17 protein-coding genes, 1 tRNA gene and 1 other RNA gene are annotated in these 20,561 nt (G+C 68.0%); 9 read left to right on the top strand and 10 right to left on the bottom strand.

From position 1 onward, the window contains the following. The first annotated feature begins 38 nt into the window (after window positions 1-38). A complete protein-coding gene (locus AC1DHX_RS03300) occupies window positions 39-1,289 on the top strand; it encodes an MFS transporter (RefSeq protein WP_476899854.1) in 1,251 nt (416 codons plus the stop codon). 58 nt (window positions 1,290-1,347) lie between these two features. Here AC1DHX_RS03300 and AC1DHX_RS03295 read toward each other — a convergent pair whose 3' ends face one another. From AC1DHX_RS03295 to AC1DHX_RS03285, 3 genes are all read right to left on the bottom strand, one after another. Continuing rightward, complete coding sequence (locus AC1DHX_RS03295) at window positions 1,348-2,328, bottom strand: aldo/keto reductase (protein WP_476860050.1); 981 nt, start codon at window positions 2,326-2,328, stop codon at window positions 1,348-1,350. 175 nt (window positions 2,329-2,503) lie between these two features. Next, window positions 2,504-3,367, bottom strand: a complete 864-nt coding sequence (locus AC1DHX_RS03290) for an SDR family oxidoreductase (RefSeq protein ID WP_476899853.1) — start codon at window positions 3,365-3,367, stop codon at window positions 2,504-2,506. After that, entirely contained in the window at window positions 3,360-4,328 is a 969-nt protein-coding gene (locus AC1DHX_RS03285) for a helix-turn-helix transcriptional regulator (RefSeq protein ID WP_476857672.1), read from the bottom strand. The genes AC1DHX_RS03290 and AC1DHX_RS03285 overlap by 8 nt, the downstream gene beginning before the upstream one ends. Window positions 4,329-4,498: 170 nt before the next feature. Here AC1DHX_RS03285 and AC1DHX_RS03280 point away from each other — a divergent pair, with 170 nt between their 5' ends. After that, window positions 4,499-5,137, top strand: a complete 639-nt coding sequence (locus tag AC1DHX_RS03280; protein WP_476860048.1) for a TetR/AcrR family transcriptional regulator — start codon at window positions 4,499-4,501, stop codon at window positions 5,135-5,137. A gap of 41 nt (window positions 5,138-5,178) precedes the next feature. Here the strand turns inward: AC1DHX_RS03280 and AC1DHX_RS03275 are convergent, their stop codons facing one another. Further along, window positions 5,179-5,856 (bottom strand): LytR C-terminal domain-containing protein, encoded by a 678-nt coding sequence (locus AC1DHX_RS03275; protein WP_476860047.1) that lies wholly within the window; start codon window positions 5,854-5,856, stop codon window positions 5,179-5,181. After that, window positions 5,849-6,148, bottom strand: a complete 300-nt coding sequence (locus AC1DHX_RS03270; protein ID WP_026266597.1) for a type II toxin-antitoxin system VapB family antitoxin — start codon at window positions 6,146-6,148, stop codon at window positions 5,849-5,851. The genes AC1DHX_RS03275 and AC1DHX_RS03270 overlap by 8 nt, the downstream gene beginning before the upstream one ends. A gap of 195 nt (window positions 6,149-6,343) precedes the next feature. Here AC1DHX_RS03270 and AC1DHX_RS03265 point away from each other — a divergent pair, with 195 nt between their 5' ends. Both AC1DHX_RS03265 and AC1DHX_RS03260 read left to right on the top strand, forming a co-directional pair. Continuing rightward, the gene (locus tag AC1DHX_RS03265) at window positions 6,344-7,258 is read left to right on the top strand and encodes a Cof-type HAD-IIB family hydrolase (protein ID WP_476860046.1); all 915 of its coding nucleotides are present in this window, start codon (window positions 6,344-6,346) and stop codon (window positions 7,256-7,258) included. 202 nt (window positions 7,259-7,460) lie between these two features. After that, window positions 7,461-8,999, top strand: a complete 1,539-nt coding sequence (locus AC1DHX_RS03260; RefSeq protein WP_230007875.1) for a stealth family protein — start codon at window positions 7,461-7,463, stop codon at window positions 8,997-8,999. Window positions 9,000-9,042: 43 nt separating this feature from the next. Here AC1DHX_RS03260 and AC1DHX_RS03255 read toward each other — a convergent pair whose 3' ends face one another. The 4 genes from AC1DHX_RS03255 to AC1DHX_RS03240 form a co-directional block, all read right to left on the bottom strand. Then, a complete protein-coding gene (locus AC1DHX_RS03255) occupies window positions 9,043-9,984 on the bottom strand; it encodes a phosphodiesterase (RefSeq protein WP_230007874.1) in 942 nt (313 codons plus the stop codon). A gap of 244 nt (window positions 9,985-10,228) precedes the next feature. Next, window positions 10,229-11,440, bottom strand: a complete 1,212-nt coding sequence (gene fdhA / locus AC1DHX_RS03250) for a formaldehyde dehydrogenase, glutathione-independent (RefSeq protein WP_476899852.1) — start codon at window positions 11,438-11,440, stop codon at window positions 10,229-10,231. Between the two features lie 221 nt (window positions 11,441-11,661). Continuing rightward, entirely contained in the window at window positions 11,662-12,147 is a 486-nt protein-coding gene (locus tag AC1DHX_RS03245; RefSeq protein ID WP_230007873.1) for a glutathione peroxidase, read from the bottom strand. Between the two features lie 138 nt (window positions 12,148-12,285). After that, window positions 12,286-13,812, bottom strand: coding sequence for a M23 family metallopeptidase (locus tag AC1DHX_RS03240; protein WP_476899851.1), 1,527 nt, complete (start codon window positions 13,810-13,812; stop codon window positions 12,286-12,288). 216 nt (window positions 13,813-14,028) lie between these two features. On the opposite strand from AC1DHX_RS03240, the gene AC1DHX_RS03235 reads away from it, so the two are divergent. After that, window positions 14,029-14,940: an oxygenase MpaB family protein gene (locus AC1DHX_RS03235; protein WP_476850517.1), complete on the top strand. Its 912-nt coding sequence runs from the start codon at window positions 14,029-14,031 to the stop codon at window positions 14,938-14,940. A 288-nt stretch (window positions 14,941-15,228) separates the two neighbouring features. Here the strand turns inward: AC1DHX_RS03235 and AC1DHX_RS03230 are convergent. Next, window positions 15,229-15,313, bottom strand: a tRNA-Ser gene (locus tag AC1DHX_RS03230). A 452-nt stretch (window positions 15,314-15,765) separates the two neighbouring features. On the opposite strand from AC1DHX_RS03230, the gene ffs reads away from it, so the two are divergent. From ffs to AC1DHX_RS03210, 4 genes are all read left to right on the top strand, one after another. Further along, window positions 15,766-15,862: signal recognition particle sRNA small type (gene ffs / locus AC1DHX_RS03225), an RNA gene on the top strand. 27 nt (window positions 15,863-15,889) lie between these two features. Further along, window positions 15,890-18,982 carry a DNA polymerase III subunit gamma and tau gene (locus tag AC1DHX_RS03220; protein ID WP_476860044.1) on the top strand — a complete coding sequence of 1,031 codons (3,093 nt, stop codon included), beginning with the start codon at window positions 15,890-15,892 and terminating at the stop codon, window positions 18,980-18,982. Window positions 18,983-19,033: 51 nt separating this feature from the next. Then, the gene (gene recR / locus AC1DHX_RS03215) at window positions 19,034-19,633 is read left to right on the top strand and encodes a recombination mediator RecR (RefSeq protein ID WP_018774392.1); all 600 of its coding nucleotides are present in this window, start codon (window positions 19,034-19,036) and stop codon (window positions 19,631-19,633) included. A 12-nt stretch (window positions 19,634-19,645) separates the two neighbouring features. Then, a complete protein-coding gene (locus AC1DHX_RS03210) occupies window positions 19,646-20,224 on the top strand; it encodes a GNAT family N-acetyltransferase (RefSeq protein WP_476850515.1) in 579 nt (192 codons plus the stop codon). The last annotated feature ends 337 nt before the right edge of the window (window positions 20,225-20,561 follow it).

Genomic DNA, 20,561 nt, shown 5'->3' with positions numbered 1-20,561 from the left:
GCCTTGAATTTTTTCAATCACTGTGGAATGGTCCACCTATGACTAGCCACGCGGCGCAGGTGAAGGAACGGCATCGTGCGCCGCTGGGTGCGTCCTACTGGAAGCTGTGGACCTCGTCCGGACTCTCGAACCTCGCGGACGGCGTCTTCAAGATCGCGCTGCCGCTGCTGGCCATTCAGTTCACCCAGTCACCCACCCTGGTTGCCGGACTGAGCGTCGCAGCGACGCTTCCCTGGCTCCTCTTCGCCCTCACTGCCGGCGCGCTGGCCGACCGGCTGGACCGGCGCAAGCTCATGTTGTGGGCCAACCTCAGCCGGGCGGTGCTGCCGGCCCTGCTGGCCGCCGTCGTGTTGCTGGATGTGGGCTCCGTCTGGGCTCTGTACGTTGTCGCACTGATGGTGGGTGTGGCTGAGACGCTCTACGACACCTCCGCGCAGTCGATCATGCCCCAGCTGGTGCACAGGGATCAGCTCTCGCGCGCCAACGGCCGGCTCTACGCCGTCGAGCTCACCACCAACCAGTTCATTGGTCCCCCGCTGGGCGGGCTGCTGGTGGCCATGGGCCTGGTTGCGGGCGTTGCCGTGCCGGCGGCTCTGTGGCTTGCGGCCGTCTGCGGCCTGCTCCTGGTCCCGGGGGCATTTCGCACAGAACGTGAGCAGAAGACGACACTGCGATTCGACATTGCTGAGGGGCTGCGGTTCCTCTGGAACCAGAAGATCCTGCGCACACTCGCGGTGATGACCGGGGTGTTCAACTTCGCATCCAGCGCGGCCTTCGCGGTCTTAGTGCTGTTTGCCGTGGGCCCGGCTTCASARATGGGRCTGTCCGAAGTGGGGTTCGGCCTGCTCTTGACCACCTCCGCTCTCGGCGCCTTCGTTGGCTCGTTCATGTCCGAGCGGGTGGAGGCCAGGCTCGGCCGGTCCACGTCCCTGATGCTGACGATCTTCGGGGCCGCGCTGTTCGTGGGTGCGCCCGCCCTGACCGACAACCCCTATGTTCTTGGCCCAATCTTCTTCGTGGGCGGCATGCTGATCGTGCTTTGGAACGTCATCACSGTRTCCCTGCGCCAGCGCATTRCKCCCAACCGCTTGCTGGGCAGAGTCAACAGCGCCTACCGCCTGCTGGCGTGGGGCACCATGCCGCTYGGWGCRGCAGCSGGCGGYCTGCTGGCCCAATGGCTGGGCCTGCAGGTCATGTTCGGCATCATGGGAGTGCTGACCCTCGCGCTGCTGGGGATGATGCCCGTCCTCACGAACAAGGCAATKGCCGCGGCCGACGTCGAATCCTAAGTTGCTGCCAGGGGCGCGGATCGGGCATCCGCGCCCCTTGTTTGGTGCCGGGTTCCTGTCAGCTGTCGATCGAGGCCATGTTGGCCTCGTCGTGGCGTTCCCCCGCGGCGGGCCGGAGCGAGTTCAGCCGATCCAGCTGGTCACGGGTGAGTTCGATGCCGTCGGCCGCGGTGTTTTCCTCGACCCGGGAGACCCTGCGGGTGCCGGGGATCGGGGCGATGTCGATCCCGCGGGTCAGCAGCCACGCGAGGGCGGTCTGCGCGGGGGTCGCGCCGATCTCGGCGCCGATGGCCTTCACCTCGTCGACGATCGCGAGGTTGCGGCGGAAGTTCTCACCCGTGAACCGGGGGTTGGTCTTGCGCCAGTCGTCGTCGGCGAAGTCCTCGACGGAGCGGATCTGGCCGGTCAGCAGCCCGTGTCCGAGCGGCGAATACGGAACGAACCCAATTCCGAGGTCGCGCAGCAGCGGCAGGATCTCCGCCTCCACGTCCCGGGTCCACAGCGAGTACTCCGTCTGCAGGGCCGAGACCGGCTGCACGGCGTGTGCCCGGCGGATGGTCTCCGGGGAGGCCTCGGACAGCCCGAAGTGCAGCACCTTGCCCTGGGTGATCAGGTCCGCAACCGCGCCGGCCGTCTCCTCGATCGGGGTGTTCCGGTCGATCCGGTGCTGGTAGTACAGGTCGATGTGGTCGGTGCCGAGGCGCTTGAGGGAGCCCTCGACGGCGGCCCTCACGTTCGCCGCGCTGCTGTCGACCACGCCGGGGCCGCCGCCGGAATGGGAGACCAGGCCGAACTTCGTTGCAATCCTGACCTGATCGCGGCGTCCCTTGACGGCTTGGCCGACGATCTCCTCGCTCAGGAACGGCCCGTAGATCTCCGCGGTGTCGATGTGGGTGACCCCGAGGTCAAGGGCGCGGTGGATCGTCCGGATCGACTCCGCGTTATCCAGGGCGCCCTCGCTGGTGTAGGTGCCGGCCATGGTCATGGCGCCGAGTCCGATGCGGGAGACTTCCAGGCTTCCGAGGCGTGCGTTCTTCATGGTGTATTTCCTTTGGGTGTGGTTTCCCGGCCTGGAATGTGGGCATGGCCCACAGCGTGGCGAGGGTTTTGGGGCGGCCGGTAGCCATTGGCGTCCGGCGGGTATGTCGAGACTAGGTGGACGACGGCGGGAGGCTCCCGACGTCATCCGTTTGCCTCGGTGTCAGGCGTCGGTGTCAGGCGTCGTCGTGGGCCAGGTTGCTGGAGAGCTCGCGGTGGGCGTCGGCCTGGACCTGGAGTTCCTTGGCCCGGGCCTCAAAGACTCCAACAGCGTCCGCTCCCGCGGCGAAGCGCAGCGGCGGTTCATCCAGCTCCGCCAGTTGAATGAGGGCGACGGCGAGCTTGGCCGGGTCCCCGCCCTGAAGGCCGTTCATGCCTTTCCACGCGGTGACTGTCTGCTCGGCCCGCTCGGAATAGTCCCCGATAGTGGATGCCGCGTAGCTGGTGGCTTCCGGGGTGAGGAGCTCGGTGCGGAAGAATCCCGGCTCAACGATCATGGTGCGGATTCCGAACGGCGCGACTTCGGGGGCCAGGGATTCGGCCCAGCCCTCCACACCGAACTTCGAGGCGGCGTAAGCAGAAAGGAACTCCCCGCCGGCGATGCCGGCGGTGGAGGAGATCGTGACCAGCAGGCCCGAGCGCTGGGCCCGCAGGACGGGCAGKGCCGCGCGGGTGACGTTYATGGGTCCGAACATGGTGGTTTCGATTTGGGCCCGGAAGTCCTCCGGGGTGATTTCCTCGAAGAACCCGGCGTAGAAGTTGCCGGCATTGTTTACGAGCACGTCGATCCGGCCGAACCGGTCCACGGCGGCGGCGATGGCGGCGGTGGCGTCGGCGGGGTTGGTGACGTCGAGTTTTACGGCCAGCAGGTTCTCGTTCTCGCCGACGGCCTGGGCGACCTTGTCGGGGTTTCGGCCGGTGGCGACGACTGCGTGGCCGGCGGCCAGGGCGGCCTTGGCGATGTCAATGCCCATACCGCGGCCTGCCCCGGTGATGAACCAGACTTTCTGTCCGGTCTTGGCGTCGTTGTGCTCAGTCATGTTCTGTCTTTCCTGGGTTGGGTGTTCCGGGCCGCGCGTGGGAGCGCAGATCCGGGATGGAAGGGTCGCTGGTTGCGGTTTTCGCCGGGGGCGATGCCGCCCAGCTGGCAAGGAACGCCAGCGCGTTTTCGGATGCGGACCCCGGCTCTGCAGTGAAGGTGTACAGGGTTTGTCCCTCATCGCCGGGAAGGTCGAGCGTCTCGAACTGCAGCGACACGTCGCCGGCGACCGGATGGTGGAAGCGCTTGGTTCCCGTGGTGTGGATCCTTACGTCATGGCCGGCCCACAAGGCGGCGAAGTGCCCGCTGCGTGTGGTCAGCTCGCCGACCAGTTCGTTCAATGCGCGGTCATGGGGATTCCGTCCCGCTTCCGATCGGAGCATCGCCACCGTGGTGGCAGCGATTGCGGACCAATCGGGGTAGAAGTCCCCTGCCCCCGGATCGAGGAAGAGGTACCGGGCCTGGTTCGGCAGCTGGCCCGGAGCCTCCGGACCAGCGGCTGCTGTGGACTCGAACACCGGCCCGTACAGCGCGCGCCCCAAGGAGTTGGCGGCCAGCACGTCCGAGCGTCCGTTCTGCACCAGGGCGACCGCTCCGGTCATCCCGTCCAGCAAACGCAATACTCCGGGACGGACCCTCTGCTGCGGTGGCCGGCGCGCCGGCCTCCGGGAGGACGGCGTGTTGGCCGTCCTGGCCAAGTCCATCAGATGTGTCCGCTCTGCCTCATCCAGCTGAAGGGCGGAGGCCACAGCGTCGAGGACCGAGTCCGAGACGCCGCGGATGCTGCCGCGTTCCAGCCGCGTGTAATAGTCCGTGCTTACCCCGGCCAGCTGTGCCACTTCCTCCCGACGCAGCCCCGGAACGCGGCGCAGTTCGCCATAGTTGGGGAGCCCGGCCTGATCCGGGGTGATCTTCGCCCGGCGCGAGATCAGGAAGTCCCGGATTTCGTCTTTTCTGTCCACATCCACCACGCTACGCAGCCCGGACGGGCGGTGGCAGTGTCTATCAGACACCCCCAGTTGAGGCGGTGGATACAGGTGTGGCCCCTCAGAACCGGTCGATGTTCGTAGCCCGGCCGTGTCACAGTCCGCCGCCCGGCTGCTTTGGTGACAGATCGCGCTAAAGTGTGCGTATGCCTAGGATTTCGGCCGCGAGCAACGCCGCCCAACGTGCCGAGACCCAGCGTCGCATCCTGACCGCATTCGGGGAACTCCTCTTCACCCACGGGCTCCCCGGCCTGACCATGACGGACGTCGCGCGCCATGCCCAGATCGGCCGGACCGCCGTCTACAACTACTACGCGGATATCGAAGAGCTCCTCATCGCCTACGCCCTGGATGAAACCGAGCGGTTCCTGCTCGATCTGCGCGAATCCCTCGATGCGCTGGAGAACCCGGTGGAGCGCCTGGCCGTCTACGTCCGCGCCCAGGTGGAGGACCTGAGCCGGCGCCACCTGCCGCCGGGCCCGGCCATGGCGGCGGTGCTCTCGCCGTCGTCGTTTGCCAAACTTGCCGACCACGTGGGTGAGCTCAGCGTGCTCCTGCGGGGCATCCTGCGCGACGGCATGGCCCAGGGGTACCTGCCCGAGTCGGACATTGCCCAGCTGGCCCAGCTCATCCACGGCACGCTCTCCTCAAGCGCTGCGCGGGGCGACGGGGCGGGCCAGGACGCCGGGGCCGAGGCACGGCTCGCCCGGACGGTGCGGTTTGTCCAGCTGGGGGCCGGGGCGAGGTTTGACGACGCCGGCCGGCCGGTCCGCACCATCCGCTAGGCCGCGGCGCCGGGAAGGCTGGAAGGCTGGCAGGCCGTGCCTTAGCCCGTGCCGGGCGTCGCCGTGGGTACGGCGGGCAGCGTGGCCTCATCCACGATGCGCCGGTTCTCGCGGGGGCAGCTGAGCTGGCCCGGCGTCTGGTCCACGAGTTCCGGCTTGGCCAGTTCCTTGAAGTCGCCGGTAATGATCACGTCCACGCTCGGGTCAGCGCGGCCGTCCTGGACATAGTCCGAGCCGGGCACGTGGCGCTGGACGCTGAAGGCGGCCGACTGGCCGGCGGCACCGGAGACCACCAGCGCCACGCCGCGGTAGCTCGACGTCGTGTTCCCCACGGCACCCACCAGGAACTTCCGGGCGGCAAGCTGGTCGGCCACGCTCCGGGCCAGGCCCGGCCGGCTCGTGGAGTTGTAGATATTGACGTGGACCTTCTCCGGCGTCGCGTAGTCGTAGGTGGCCGCCGGGCACACCGACACTGCCGCCTTGCTCCGCTCCGCCCCGGGGATCTTGATCTGGCCGTTCATGATGGCGAGGGCCACCACGATCGCGGCCACGATCAGGCCGACAAGCATCACCAGCACAACGCCGTGCAGGATCCTGCGCCGCAGGCGGTGGGGGTTCTCTGCCGTATCGTCCTGCTCCACGAACGTGGCCCTCAGCTCGGAGCCACTGATGACGCGGTGCCCGTGCAGGACTCTGACGTCTGGCGGCTTCCTAGCCATTTATCACGAGGACCCGCGCGTGGATTGCGGTGCGCTGGTGCAGCGCGGTGCGGACTGCCCGGTGCAGGCCGTCTTCAAGGTAGAGGACGCCGCGGTATTCCACGACGTGCGGAAAGAGGTCGCCGAAAAACGTGGAGTCCTCGGCCAACAGGGCTTCAAGGTCCAGTGTGCGCTTCGTGGTCACCAGCTCATCAAGCCGGACAGGACGCGGGGGCAGGGCCGCCCAGTCCTTGGGCGTGGTGTAACCATGGTCGGGGTACGGGCGTCCCTCGCCCACAGCTTTGAATATCACCATGCCAGCCTAGGGAACTTGGACGCCCGAAGGAACGAATGTCCCCCGGCGGCGTGAGGTTGTGGCCAAACGGTAACCATTTGTCACACGACGCATTGACACGACCAGCGCCTGCCGCCTGTCACATCCAGCGCCGGGCCGTCGGTCTGCTGCGCGGTTCACCCAAACGTCCCGCGCGGCTGACAGAATGGCCGTATGACTTCACCCGAGACTGTCCCTGTTCCGTCGCCGTCGGCTCCCGTGCTGGCGCTGCTGCTCGACGTCGACGGTCCGGTCGCGAGCCCGGTCACCCGCGAGGTGCAGCCCGGCATCATCGCCGATCTGGTGGCCCTGGCCGCCGCCGGCGTGCCGGTCATCTTCAACACCGGCCGGTCGGACGCGTTCATCCGCGAGCAGGTCATGGAACCGATGATCGCCGCCGGGATGCCCGCCGGCACCCTCATCCACGCCATTTGCGAGAAGGGCGCCGTCTGGTTCAGCTACACCGCGGAAGGCCCCGGCCCGGTCCACGTGGACCACGAGCTCGCCATTCCGCAGGCCTTCGGCGATGACGTGCGCCGCCTGGTGGCCGAGGACTACTCCGCCCACATGTTCTACGACGAAACCAAGCGGGCCATGGTCTCCGTGGAGCAGCACATTGCCGTCGCCAACCCCGACTACCGGGCCGAGCAGGAACTCTTCGACGCCGACGCCATGGGCCTCATGGCCCGGCATGGGCTCGGCGTGGTGCGGCTGGACCACCACGTCCCCGATTCCGATGACCAAGTCGACTTCCGCGTCGATCCGACCATCATCTCCACCGATATCGAATCGGTCCGGCTGGGCAAGGACCTGGGCGCGAGCCGGGCCGTGGAGTTCCTGGCCGCGCAGGGGATCACGCCGCAGGCCTGGCGCACGGTGGGCGATTCCCGCACGGACTACGCCATGGCCGACTGGCTGCACCACAACGACCACGCCGTGAAGCACGTCGACGTCCGGCCCGCGGACGGCATCCCGGTCAAACCCTACGATGTCCTCACCGCCGCCGATCTGGGGCTCGGCGAAGACGTGATCCACGACGACGCCGGTGCCGCCTTCCTGCACCACTGGCTGGCCGTCGTCACCGGCTGAGGCCCTGCTCCGCCGTTACGCTTCACCGTTACGGTCCGTCACATTTCGTCGTCACGCACGCCGCGCGGCGGCCGGTTTTCCGCGGCAATTTTGAGGCCCGCGTTATCATGCAAGTAGACACCAACGCACTCAAAGAAGCGGGAGCTCAGACATTACCGAAGCAGCGATCCAAGACGAGATTTACTATGGCAGCCAGGCATCTGTGGACGCCCACGCCGAGGTCACGTCGGCGGCCGCAGTCGCCAGATTCCGGACCCGCTCCGATGTTGTCCGCCACCGCGGCCGCTATGCGCTGATCAACGAAAACCGCACGCCGTACCAGGCCATGGTCGAGGACCTGATGTTCCTGCGTTCCGTCCTGGCCGGCGCCGGTATCGGCTACCTGCTGGTCCGCGGCAACAACCACCGCCCTGTGGTCGCCGTCGACTGGAAAGACCGCAAGGAACTCCGCGACGCCCTCGTGGAGGCGTGCCGCGACGAGCCGATGTATTCCATGAGCGTGGATGCAAAGAAGAAGTCGTCCGTGCTGGTGGCCGACGGCGAGCTGTCGCCGAACCGCCAGGCCCGGATCTTCCGGCTTTACCGGCCCAGGGTCGAACCCGAAGGCGGTTTTGAATTCGGGGCTTCCGCCGGCGTCCAGCTGGAGCTGTGGAGCTTCGAAGGCGATCAGCTGATCCTGCCGATCGAGAACTCCCTGACGCGCCGCACCATGCTGGCCCAGGATGCAGTGCGCGGCACGGTGGAACGCTACGGCCACACGTGGCCCACCATCGAGAACATGTTCGCGGACCACGCCAGCGACATCAGCTTCGACGTCGACCTGGTCTTCTCATGGGTTGACGGCAGCTCCCCCGAGTACATCGCGGCCCGCCGCGCCCGCATGGCCGGCGTGGTGGTGGGCGAGGGCGATGACCACGAGGCCCGCTTCCGCCAGATCGATGAGCTCAAGTACGCCCTGCGCTCGGTGTACATGTTTGCGCCGTGGATCCGCCGGATCTTCATCGCCACGGACTCCCCCGCGCCGTCATGGCTGGCCGACCACCCGAGTGTGACGATCGTCCGGAGCGAAGAGTTTTTCGCCGACACGTCGGTTCTGCCCACGCACAATTCGCAGGCCGTGGAGTGTCAGCTGCACCACATCGAGGGGCTCTCCGAGCACTTCCTGTATTCGAACGACGACATGTTCTTCGGCCGCGCCGTGGGCCCGGACATGTTCTTCACCCCGGGCGGCATCACGAAGTTCATCGAGGCCGAGACCCGGATCGGCCTGGGCGACAACGACGCCGAACGCAGCGGCTTTGAGAACGCCGCCCGCGTGAACCGCAAGCTGCTCTGGAACCGCTTCGGCCGCATCACCACCCGGCACCTGGAGCACACGGCGGCCCCGTTGCGGCGCAGCGTGGTCGAGCAGATGGAGCAGGAGTTCCCGGCCGAGTTTGCCAAGACCGCCGCGAGTACCTTCCGGGCAGCGGACAACATCTCCGTGACCAACTCGTTCTACCACTACTACGCGCTGCTGACGGGCCGGGCCGTGACCCAGACAGCTGCCAAGGTGAGGTATGTGGACACCACGGCGCGGGCCGGCCTGAACTACCTGCCCAAGCTCCTGGCCAAGCGGAACATGGACTTCTTCTGCCTCAACGACGGCAGCTTCCCCGAGGTCCCGGCGGAAGAGCGGGCCGAACTGGTCACCGACTTCCTGGAGAAGTACTACCCCATCAAGGCGCCCTGGGAGAAGTAACGGACCGTGACCAAAACGGGCGCCGCGTCGGCCGGGGAGTGAATCAGTTCAGGGTGGTGTACCTGCGGTGCGCCGACGTCCGGGACGGGGCCTCGAGCTTGGCCTTCCCAGGGATATGGATCCCTGCGGCCGCGAGCCGGCGCTGGACTTCCTCCGGCGAGACCAGCTCCCCCACCGCCGGGGTGTCGCCGAGCAGCACCACGGAGTGCACGATCGTGTGTTCGTAGACGTGGACCAGGTTGAACGCCTGCCCGCCGTCGCGGCCTCGGGTGCCGCCGACCGGGACGTTCAGATCCTGCGTGTAGCAGGTGGCTGAAGCCACGGACACAGGGATGCCCGCGAACGTTGCGGTGGTCGAGTAGTGCAGGTGGCCGCCCAGGATGGCGCGGACATCGGAGTTGCGCAGGACGCCGGCGAGCGCCGGCTGGCCCCGGAGCTCCACGAGCACGGCAAGGTCCAGCACGGACGGTACCGGCGGGTGGTGCAGGGCAAGGATGGTCCCGTCCGGGGCCGGGGTGGCCAGTTCAGCAGCGAGCCAGTCCAGCTGGTCGTGGCTCAATTCACCATGGTGGAAGCCGGGCACGGAGGTGTCCAGGGTGATGATGCGCAGCCCGTTGACGAAGTAGCTGTGGTCCACGGGCGCGTCATTGTCGGCCTGGTCCAGGAGCCCGGCCCGGAAATTCGCCCGGTCGTCGTGGTTGCCCATCGCCCAGATGACCTTGGCCCCCAGGGCCTCGCACGCCGGATCCACGATGGCGCGGAGCTTGGCATACGCCTCGGGTTCGCCCAGGTCAGCCAGGTCGCCCGTGAAGATTACGGCTTCGGGGCGGGCCCCGGAGGCGTGGACCTCCTCGAAGAGTTGCCTGAGCAGGGCTTCGCTGTCCACGACGCCGTGCAAGGGTTGCGGACCCCCCAGCAGGTGGGGGTCGCTCAGGTGAAGTAGGAAATGACGTGGCCGGGGGTGTTCGGCCTCGATGCGCTCCATTGCTGCCTTCTTGGTTGGGTGGAAGCGGTGCTTCCAGGGTCCCTCTCAGTAAGAACTATCCAACCAGACATTGGGCAAACAATGTAAAAACTGGGACAGGCATATTGGAAAAATAAGCGTTAACAGGTGGCGTGCCCTCACATGCCCTTTCCGGCATATACGGGGGCGGGGACGCCCGGCGGCACTCCCGAAACCCCGGGGCTTCGGGGCGGGACGGACAGTGCCGCCGGGTTCACGGTTTCCGCTAGCTCAGGTAGCCGTTCGGGTTAAGCACGAACTTCGTCGCCGCGCCGGCGTCGAATTCCGCGTAGCCCTTCGGCGCGTCCTCCAGGGTAATCGCCTTCGCGTTGACGTTCTTGGCGATATGCACCCTGTCATGCAGGATGGCCATCATCAGCTGCCGGTTGTACTTCATGACCGGACACTGTCCCGTGGTGAAGCTGAGTGACTTTGCCCAGCCCGTTCCGAGGCTGAGCGAGAGCGAACCCTTCTTCGCGGCCTCGTCCACGCCGCCCGGGTCCCCGGTGACGTAGAGCCCGGGGATGCCCAGGGCACCGCCGGCGGCCGTTACCTCCATCAGCGAGTTCAGGACGGTGGCGGGGGCCTCGTGGGCTCCGGCCCCGTGCCCCTTGGCCTCAAATCCCACGGCATCCACGCCGCAATCGACTTCCGGGACGCCCAGGAGTTGCTCGATCTGCTCGGCCGGGCCGCCCTTACTCAGGTCGATGGTCTCGCAGCCGAAGCTGCGCGCCTGCGCCAGGCGGTCCGCGTTCATGTCACCCACAATCACGACGGCAGCACCCAGGAGCTGGGCACTGGTCGCCGCGGCCAGGCCCACGGGCCCTGCGCCTGCCACGTAGACGGTGGAACCGACGCCGACGCCTGCGGTGACCGCACCATGGAATCCGGTCGGGAAGATGTCCGAGAGCATCGTCAGGTCCATCATCTTTTCGAGGGCCTGGTCTTTGTCCGGGAACTTCAACAGGTTCCAATCGGCATACGGCACCAGGACGTAGTTGGCCTGGCCGCCTACCCAGCCGCCCATGTCCACATAGCCATAGGCGCTGCCCGGGCGGTCGGGGTTGACGTTCAGACAGATGCCCGTCTTGCGTTCCTTGCAGTTCCGGCAGCGCCCGCAGGCGATATTGAACGGGACGGAACAGATGTCCCCCACTTTGATGAATTCAACATCCGGACCCACTTCCACCACTTCTCCGGTGATCTCGTGCCCGAGCACCAGGTCGGCGGGAGCCGTGGTGCGCCCCCGGACCATGTGCTGGTCCGAACCGCAAATATTCGTGGCCACGGTTTTGAGGATTACGCCGTGGCGCACCTGCCGACCCACGTTGGCGGGGTTGACCCCCGGGCCGTCCKTGAGTTCGAAGGTGGGGTAGTCAATGTCGATCAGTTCGACCTTGCCAGGCCCCTTGTAGGCAACGGCTTTGTTCCCTGTCATCTATTTCCTCCTGCTTTCACGGGCCCCGTGGTGGGCGCCCTGGTGTGATTCACGAAGTTCTTTGATGCGCCCTCCACAGGAACACCCGGCCATTCTGCCGACGGCTGCCAGAGTTGCTTGCGCCGCGGGGAAGCCCGGAATGTTGGAGGGTCCGGCCAGTCTAGGCGCTAAGCATGCTTAGGGATAGGGCTGAGTTCCTCTGGACCCCGGGGCCGGTCGGGTCAGTCGAGGGCGGACTGAACAGCCTCGATGATCTCCGGCGCGTCAGGCTCAACGGTGGGCGCAAAGCGGGCGATGACCTCGCCGTCGCGGTTCACGAGGAACTTCTCGAAGTTCCACTTCACCAGGCCGGGCAGGATTCCCGTCTTGAATTTGGTGAGCTCGGCGTAGAGCGGGTGCTGGTTCTTTCCCCGGACGTTGGCCTTGACCGTCAGCGGGAAGGTCACCCCGAAATTGCGCTCGCAGAACTCGGCAATCTCGGCCTCGCCGCCGGGCTCCTGCCCGGCGAACTGGTTGCAGGGGACGCCGAGGACCTGGAAGCCCTGGCCCCGGAACTTGTTGTGCAGCGCCTCGAGTCCAGCGTACTGGGGCGTGAAACCGCACTGGGACGCCACGTTGACCACCAGAACCACCTCGCCCTTGAATCGGCCAAAATCGGTCTCGGTCCCGTCGATGAGGGTCAGGGGAATGGAGTGCAGAGCTGTCATGGGGCGCGTCCTTGCGATGTCGATGGTCCGGAGCAGGGAATCTGAACTGGTCACTCCATTATTCGGCACCGGGGCCTGCGGGTATGGGTGTGCCTCCCGGACATGACGCCGGAACAACGCCCTGCGGCGCGGCGGCGGCTAGCCGCCGGGCGTCGCTGAGGGCGTCGCTGAGGGTTCTGTTGTCACTGCCGTCGTGGCCGACTGCGTGACCGCCCGTGGCTTCGGCGTATCGGCCGGCGCGGTGACCGGGTCCGGCTCCACAGTGAGCGGGGCCGGCACCGGGGTGGCCGTCTTGGCGGCAGCCTCCGTCGCCGTTGCGGAGACTGACGCGGGCGCGGAGGACGGCGGTGCCACCGGCGGCGGGACCGATAACGGTGCTGATGGCTTGGCTGAGGCTGTTCCCGTCTGGGTTGGCGCCGGCGTCGGGGTGGCGGTCGCCGACGGCGTCGGGGTGGCGGTCGCCGACGGCGTCGGGGTCGCAGTTGCCGACGGGGTTGGGGTGGGCGCGGCAGGCGCGGTCGTCGTGGCAGTGCCGGTCGGCGTCGGGGTCGCGGAAGCGGTGCCGGTGGGTGTCGGCTTAGGGGTGGCAGTGCCGGTGGGCGTCGGGGTCGCGGAAGCAGTGCCCGTGGGTGTCGGCTTAGAGGTGGCGGAAGGCGTTGGGGACGGTTTGTCGGCGGCGGCTTCAGTAGCCGCAGGCGAGGCACTCCCCGACGGCTTGGCGGCCACCGCGGCAGGCTGCTCCTGAACGCCGTCGCCCACCACATGGGTCAGGTCCTCCCGGACAGGAATCGCCCAGCCAATCCCCGCATTGGTTGCCTTACCGGCGTCGGGTGCGTAACTGGTCATGTCGATCGGGCCGAGTTGATCCACCTGCTTGATGGGGAGAAATGTCCAATCGCGCGGATCAGTGTGGGAGCCGTTGAGGATGGTTTCGAAGTGAAGATGGCAGCCGGTAGAGGATCCGGTGGTACCTACCCGGGCAATAATTTCCCCCACCCGCACGGAGTCGCCCTTCTTGACCGCGATCGCCTCCAGATGGTTGTACGTGGTGATGAGACCGTTGCCGTGGTCGATTTCCACCCGGTTTCCGCCGCCCCACGGGTGCCACCCGACGGCCCGCACCACACCGGCGTCGGCGGAGTAGACCCGGGTGCCGCAGGGGGCCGCGAAGTCCTGGCCCCAGTGGAATTCGCCCGCGAATCCCGTCAGGGGGCTGGTGCGCAGCCCGAACGGGGACGAAGGTACCAGTGATTCAAGCGGGGCCATGAGGAAACCCACCGCGGGCCGGTGCAGGGACGCCGAGGCCACATTGAGCTCGCCACGCACCCCTGCCCGGGTGGCCGTGTCCACCGTGCTCCGGCTAAAGGCCACGAGCGCCTGGGCATCGGCGGTGACAGCGCCGGCGCCGGGAGTCCCTGCTGGCGCGGTCGCGGCGGAGTGGGCCAGCGGGTCCAGGGCCTCCGGTCCCACGTCGCCGGAGGCAGGCATGGCCGCCGTCGGGACGGCGGTGGGCGCGCCGTAGGTCGCAAAGGCGCTCAGTCCCTGAAAGCCGCCGAATGCCAGCACGGCCAGGGACAGGCACAGGCCTCCGGACACGCAGCGCACGGCAATGGTCCGTGCCCTCGCTGACTGCTCACTCGATGAGTTTCCCCAGTGTTTTCCCACGAAATGACTCCCGCAATATGTCCGCCAGACCCCAATCTTCACGGACTTACCTCCCTATGTGACCACAGACGGCCGGGTCTGTGAACCGTCAGCGTGTTCCTTTTGCGGGACCAATCGGAGATCCGCGGATGTCCCCAGTAGCTTGCCAGCGGCGCCCCAGTAGTTCTCCGCACAATTGCAGGTGCCGCACGCCGCCGGGACGGGTAAGAATGAAGGATGCGAAATGTCCTCAGGGAATGGCAGGCGGAACTCAAACAGACGTTCACGGGGACGCGCGATTCGGTGCCCGAGTGGGTGCCGGGCCTGGCCGAGGGGGACGACGCCGGTTACCACTTGCCCGGCTCGGCCGTCTGGGCCGTGCACGGGGACATGCCAACCATCGTGGCGGGCATCCGGGCACTGCTGATGCAGGCGCTCCATCCCGGCGCGTTGGCCGGAGTCCACGATCACTCCCGTTTCCGCGAAGACCCGCTGGGCCGGCTGGCTGGCACGATCCGCTGGATCTTCACCGTGACGTATGGCTCCACGGATACGGCGAAGGCGGCGTCGGACTGGGTTCTTCGGCTGCACCGGACGGTGCGGGGAGAATTTGTGGATGGCCACGGCATCAGGCGCAGTTACGCGGCCAACGATCCCGAGCTGCTCCGGTGGGTTCACATTGCCTTTACAGACGCTTTCCTCTCTGCCCACAAGCTGTGGGGGCGGCCAATTCCTGGAGGACCTGATGCCTACGTCCGTGAGTGGGCCCAGGCCGGCCGGCTGATGGGCGTCGAGGCACCGCCGCTGAGCGAAGCGGAAATGCGGCAGCAGCTGGACCGCTGGTACGACGCCGGCGAGCTCCGCTGTGACGAACGGGTCACCGAAACGGTGGCGTTCATTCGCGACCCGCCCCTGCACCCCGCGCTCAGGCCCGGCTACCGGGTGCTGTTCGCGGCCGCAGTCGTCAGTCTTGAACCTAAGTACCGCGAGCTCCTGGGCCTGCGGACCGCGCGGCTGGGCCCGATACCGCTGCCGGTAACCCTGGCCACCCGGGTCACGCTCGGCGTGGTGCATGTGGCCCTCGGCCGGATGGGCCCGAGCGAGCAAGCTGCCCGGGCCCGGCTGCGCCGGCTGGGATACCGGGCCTGAGTCTGGGCCGGCGGGCGGCGGCGGCTTGCTGGTTCGGGGCGGGCCGGGGGCGCAGTGCGGCTGGGGCACGGCTGGGGCACGGGGGGCTGGGGCACAGGGGGCTGGGGCACGGGCGGCCGGGCCTCCGAGCCGACTTGGCGGATGAATCGGTGCCGGTACTGCCGGAGGACGCAGCCTTGGCCAGAACCTCACGAGAAGCTCACGAGAAGCTCACGAGGATAGAAATGCCCGAGACGCGAAAGGCCCGTAGACGCAAAAAGGCCCCGGTCCGAGGACCGGGGCCAACCGCGGAGAATGGGGGATTTGAACCCCCGAGGGCGTTAACCCAACACGCGTTCCAGGCGTGCGCCATAGGCCGCTAGGCGAATTCTCCAGTTGCTTCTGAATCAAAAGCAGATACTAGAATACCTGAACTTTCCGGCTTCGCCCAATTGAGCCTCCCCGCCCCGGCCTGCGGCTCCTCCGCGGGACATGCCCCGCGGCCCGCTTGAGAGCTGGACATAGCCCCAAATAGCCCACTCCTTCCCGCCAAGAATGGGCATGCCCCACACTGCCCACTCCCGCCACTTGGACATGCCCCACGGCCCGCCCGAGGGCTGGACACAGTCCCAAATAGCCCACTCCTTCCCGCCAGGAATGGGCATGCCCCACACCGCCCACTCCCGCCACTGGACATACCCCACAGCCCGCCCGACCGCTGGACACAGCCCCACCGCGCCCACTCCTGCAGCCCGCAGCTGCCGCGAAAAATGGGCATGTCCCGCCGAGGATTAAGGGCCAAACCGGGCCAATTCGGGGCACACCCAATCGTCAGGTAAACTTGCTGACGGCCCCTCATGTGGCGTCATCCTGTTGAACTCCCCCAGGACCGGAAGGTAGCAAGGGTAAACGGGCTCTGGCGGGTGCATGAGGGGTCTTTTATGTCTGTGCCGATTGGTAGGGTTTATCTGTGACTGTTACTACCGCCCTCTACCGTCGATACCGCCCCGATTCGTTCGCGGACGTTATCGGGCAGGAGCACGTCACCGAACCTCTCATGACGGCCCTGCGCAAGAACCGCGTCAACCACGCCTATCTCTTTTCGGGCCCCCGCGGCTGTGGCAAAACCACCTCCGCCCGCATCCTGGCCCGCTGCCTGAACTGCGCCGAGGGCCCCACGGACACCCCCTGCGGCAAGTGCCCCAGCTGCGTGGAACTCGCCCGCGGCGGCTCCGGCTCCCTGGACGTCATCGAGATCGACGCCGCCAGCCACGGCGGTGTGGACGACGCCCGCGACCTCCGGGAACGGGCCACCTACGCCCCCGTCCGGGACCGCTACAAGATCTTCATCATCGACGAAGCCCACATGGTCACGTCGGCCGGGTTCAACGCCCTGCTCAAGATCGTCGAAGAACCGCCGGAACACATCAAGTTCATCTTCGCCACCACGGAGCCGGACAAGGTCATCGGCACCATCCGTTCCCGCACGCACCACTACCCTTTCCGGCTGGTGCCGCCGGAGCCTCTCATGGCGTATCTGGAGCTGCTCTGCACCCAGGAGAACGTCCCCGTGGCGCCCGGGGTGCTCTCGCTCGTCATCCGCGCGGGCGGCGGTTCGGTCCGCGACTCCCTCTCCGTGCTCGACCAGCTCATGGCCGGCGCCGGACCAAACGGACTGGACTACGAACTCGCGGTCGCCCTCCTGGGCTACACGCACGCCTCCCTGCTCGATGACGTCGTCGAAGCCGTCGCGGCGTCGGATGCCGCCACGGTGTTCCGCGCTGTGGACCGCGTCATCCAGACCGGGCACGATCCCCGGCGTTTCGTCGAGGACCTGCTGGAACGCTTCCGCGACCTCATCATCGTCCAGGCCATGCCCGAAAGCGCCCAGTCCATCCTCCGCGGCATGCCGGCGGACCAGATCGCCCGGCTGCAGAACCAGGCGCACAACCTCGGGGCGGCCGAGCTCTCCCGCGCCGCTGACGTGACCAATACCGCGCTCACGGACATGACCGGGGCCACCTCTCCGCGCCTGCACCTGGAACTGCTGTGCGCCCGCATCCTGCTGCCCAGCTCCGAGCAGACCGAGCGCGGCATTGCGGCCCGGATCGACCGCGTCGAGCGGCGGTTGAACTACGCCGGGAACGACGTCGGGGCTCCCCTCGCCAGCGCCCCCGCACCTGCCACCGTTCCGCCTGCACGCACGGAGCAGGCAGCCGCGCCACAGTTGCCGGCAGCGCACGTGCCCGCCGCACCTTCGCACGCCGCGCCGGCTGCCACGCCCACCACCCCCTCCGCCCCGCGTCAGGGCGAGCAGCCGCCGGCCACAGTCTCCGCGCCCGCCCGGCAGGACGAACCCGTCCGAGAACCGCTGACGGCACCACGGGTCAGCACCAGCGACTGGCCTGTGGACGAACCCGCGGCGGCCAGCCGGCCCGCCCCTGCCGCAGGTCCCGCCGCCGCGCCTCCGTCCCTGCCCGCGTCGGCGACTGCCCCAACGGTTGCCCCATCCGCCCCTGCACCGTCTGCCCCGGCGGCATCTACCCCAGCACCCTCCGTCCCCGCGCGTCCCGAGCCGGCCGAGCCCGGCCGGGCGCCTGCCGCTGTTCCCAGCCCCGCTCCCGGCTCCGCCGCCGGACCCGGAGCCGACGTGGAGGTTTTGCGCCGCGCCTGGCCCGAGATCCTGCAAACGCTCACCAAGATCAAACGCAGCACTTGGGCGCTGGTGGAACCCAACGCCCAGGTCGGCCATTTCGAAGACCACGTCCTGACCCTCGCGTTCACCACCGCCGGGCTGGCGGGCGCCTTCGGCCGGGCCGACCACGCCGAGAACCTCCGGCAGGCGATCCACAAGACCATCGGCATCGATTGCCAGATCCGGGCCGTGGCCGGCAGCAGCAACAGCCCAGCGAGCTCTGAGCCAAACCCAAAAGCGCCGCCGGCTAGCCTGGAGACCCCGGCATCGTCCGCAAGCCAGGCGACATCGGCCGACGTCGCCTGGGGCCTGAGCCCGGCTCCCCAGCAGGCGCCATCTCCGGCCAACGATGCCGCTGAAGCCGTCCCCTCGCGGGTGGCCCCGGCGCACGTTCCCGCCGCCTCAATGCCTTCGACGCAACCCACTCCGGCCCCCGCGGCCCCGGCTCAGGTCCGTGCCGCCGCGCCGGCAGCGGAACCGCAGTCACCCGCCCCCGCAGCCCAGGCGCCGGTCCGCGCAGCCGAGCCGGCAGCCGAATCGGACGGCCCTTCGGAGCCTTCCGGGTCCTACGCCGACGCCGATGACGACTGGGGACCGCCCCGGGACGAGGACGCCCCTCCGCTGGACGAGGAACCACCAATGGATTGGGACCCCTCGCCCGTAGCCACGCCGCGCCGCCCCGAGCCCGCGGCTGCCGCTACCGCTCCGGCCCGCAAGTCCCCTGCCGCGCCGGCGTCCAAAACCGCCGGTTCCCCGGCCCGGACACCGGGCGCAGACCCGGACGCGTCGGATGACGCGTGGGCCCGCGCCGTCGAGCAGTCACCCGGCGTCTGGACGGTCGGCACAGATTCGAACCTCGGCCGGTACACGAGCCCGGATGTCGAGCCCGCTGCGCCCGAGCCCGAGCCGAAGCCTGTGCACTACGAGCCGGCGGCGGCACAGATCCCGGAGTACGCGGGTGTCGTGTCCGCGCCGTCCGGACTGACCTCGGACCACCCGGCCCGGGCCGAAGTGGCTCCGGCGCCGGCGGTTGCGGAGTCTGTTGCGCCGCGTGTGGCCGCCGCTGCCGTAGCTGCCGTCGCGGAGGCTGTTGCGGTCACTGCCGTTCCCGAGGCCGCCGCCCCGGCAGGCCGGCAAAGCCTGTACCAGCGGCTGTCGAACAGTCCCGAGGCCGAGGCCGGGCGGGCGAAGGCCCCCACCCGAGCTGCCGCCGCGACCACCGTCTACGTACAGGACATCCCCAGCGCCGACGACGAAACGATCGAGGAATCGGGCGTCTTCGGCCGGGCCGCCGTCGAGCGCATTCTGGGCGGGAAACTGGTGGAGGAGCGCTCCCTGGATGGAAGCCCCCTGCCGCCCCGCTTCTAGCAGACCCCCTGCCGGCTGGCCCCGGCCCCACTCCAAAAGAACGAGGACATTGTGTACGAAGGCGCAGTTCAAGAGCTGATCGACGAGCTCGGACGCCTTCCCGGAGTGGGGCCGAAGTCAGCCCAGCGGCTGGCCTTCCACATCCTCGAGGCTGATCCCCAGGACATGAAGCGGCTTGTCGATGCCATCACCACAGTGAAGGAACGGGTCAAGTTCTGCACGGTTTGCGGGAACGTGACCGAGCAGGAACTGTGCAACATCTGCCGCGACCCGCGCCGGGATCCCACGGTGATCTGCGTCGTCGAAGAATCCAAGGACGTCCTGGCGGTGGAGCGCACGCGGTCCTTCCGCGGCAGGTACCACGTCCTGGGCGGCGCGATTAATCCGATCGCCGGGATCGGTCCGGAACAGCTCCGGATCCGTGAGCTGCTGACCCGGCTCAACGACGGTGCCATTCAGGAAATCATCATCGCCACCGACCCCAACCTCGAGGGCGAGGCCACGGCGACGTATCTGGCCCGGATGCTCAAGTCGATTGGCATCGCCGTCACCCGGCTGGCGTCCGGCCTGCCCGTGGGCGGGGACCTGGAATACGCCGACGAAGTCACGCTCGGCAGGGCCTTCGAGGGCCGCCGCAACGCCCTGAGCTGAGCTGACGGATTCGTGGCAACCACCGGCAGCGGCACCCCGGCGCCGCTCCTCACCGGGCGGTTGCTGTTGCGTCCGTTGACAGCGGACGACGCCGGCGCCCTGCTCCGATTCCGGGCCCATCCGGCGGCCACGCGGTACCTGTCCCATGGTCCGCTCACCCCCGCGCAGAACAGCGCCCGGCTTGAGCAGACACTGTCCGCGGCGGCATCCTCCACGGCCGAGTGGTTTCACTTCGGCTGGGCGATCGAGCTCCGGGCCACCGGTGAAGTCGTTGGCGACGCCCGGACCTGGAACACGCAGGAACCCCCGGCGCCCGGCCGGATTCCCGCAGACTCAGCCAGCCTGGGCTACGTTCTTCACCCGGAGCACCATGGGCTCGGTCTCGGCCGGGAGGCCGCCGGCGCCCTGGTCGACTGGCTTTTCGGCGCCCGCGGCAGCGAGACCATTTTCGCGGGAGTCTACGAGCCCAATCTCCCGTCCCGAAGGCTACTCGAGGGCCTGGGCTTCCGGAAGGACCGCTTCTTCCCCGTCGCGGAGGACACAGCGGGAAAGCAGCTCCCGTCCTGGCGCTACCGGCTGGACCGCGGCTAGCGGACATGCCCCGCGCCCACGCCCACGCCCACGCCCACGCCCACGCCCAGCGGACATGCCCCGCGCCCGCACCCAACAATGGACACAATGCCCTCACGCCCACTCCTGCCCGCCAAGAATGAGCATGTCCCGCGGCAGCACTGAGCATGTCCACTCCTGGCCCGAGCTCCCCCACCCTGCCCCGGCGGACATGTCCAGCGCCCCTGCCCGGGAATGGACACAATGCCCTCAYGCCCACTCCWGCCCGCCAAGAATGAGCATGTCCCGCGGCAGCAGTGAGCATGTCCACTCCTTGCCCGCAGCACTGGGCATGTCCGGTGGAGACAAAACCCGGAGT

The sequence above is a fragment of the Arthrobacter sp. 05N33_2 genome (assembly GCF_056397425.1).
The sequence above is the reverse complement of the archived record's forward strand: the minus strand, read 5'-3'. Positions and strand labels throughout refer to the sequence as shown.

Excerpts from the sequence above, each read along its gene's own strand:
- AC1DHX_RS03280 (WP_476860048.1), top strand. The coding sequence starts at position 4,499 with ATGCCTAGGATTTCGGCCGCGAGCAACGCCGCCCAACGTGCCGAGACC.
- AC1DHX_RS03295 (WP_476860050.1), bottom strand. The coding sequence starts at position 2,328 with ATGAAGAACGCACGCCTCGGAAGCCTGGAAGTCTCCCGCATCGGACTC.
- AC1DHX_RS03275 (WP_476860047.1), bottom strand. The coding sequence starts at position 5,856 with ATGGCTAGGAAGCCGCCAGACGTCAGAGTCCTGCACGGGCACCGCGTC.
- AC1DHX_RS03265 (WP_476860046.1), top strand. The coding sequence starts at position 6,344 with ATGACTTCACCCGAGACTGTCCCTGTTCCGTCGCCGTCGGCTCCCGTG.
- AC1DHX_RS03245 (WP_230007873.1), bottom strand. The coding sequence starts at position 12,147 with ATGACAGCTCTGCACTCCATTCCCCTGACCCTCATCGACGGGACCGAG.
- AC1DHX_RS03235 (WP_476850517.1), top strand. The coding sequence starts at position 14,029 with ATGCGAAATGTCCTCAGGGAATGGCAGGCGGAACTCAAACAGACGTTC.
- AC1DHX_RS03255 (WP_230007874.1), bottom strand. The coding sequence starts at position 9,984 with ATGGAGCGCATCGAGGCCGAACACCCCCGGCCACGTCATTTCCTACTT.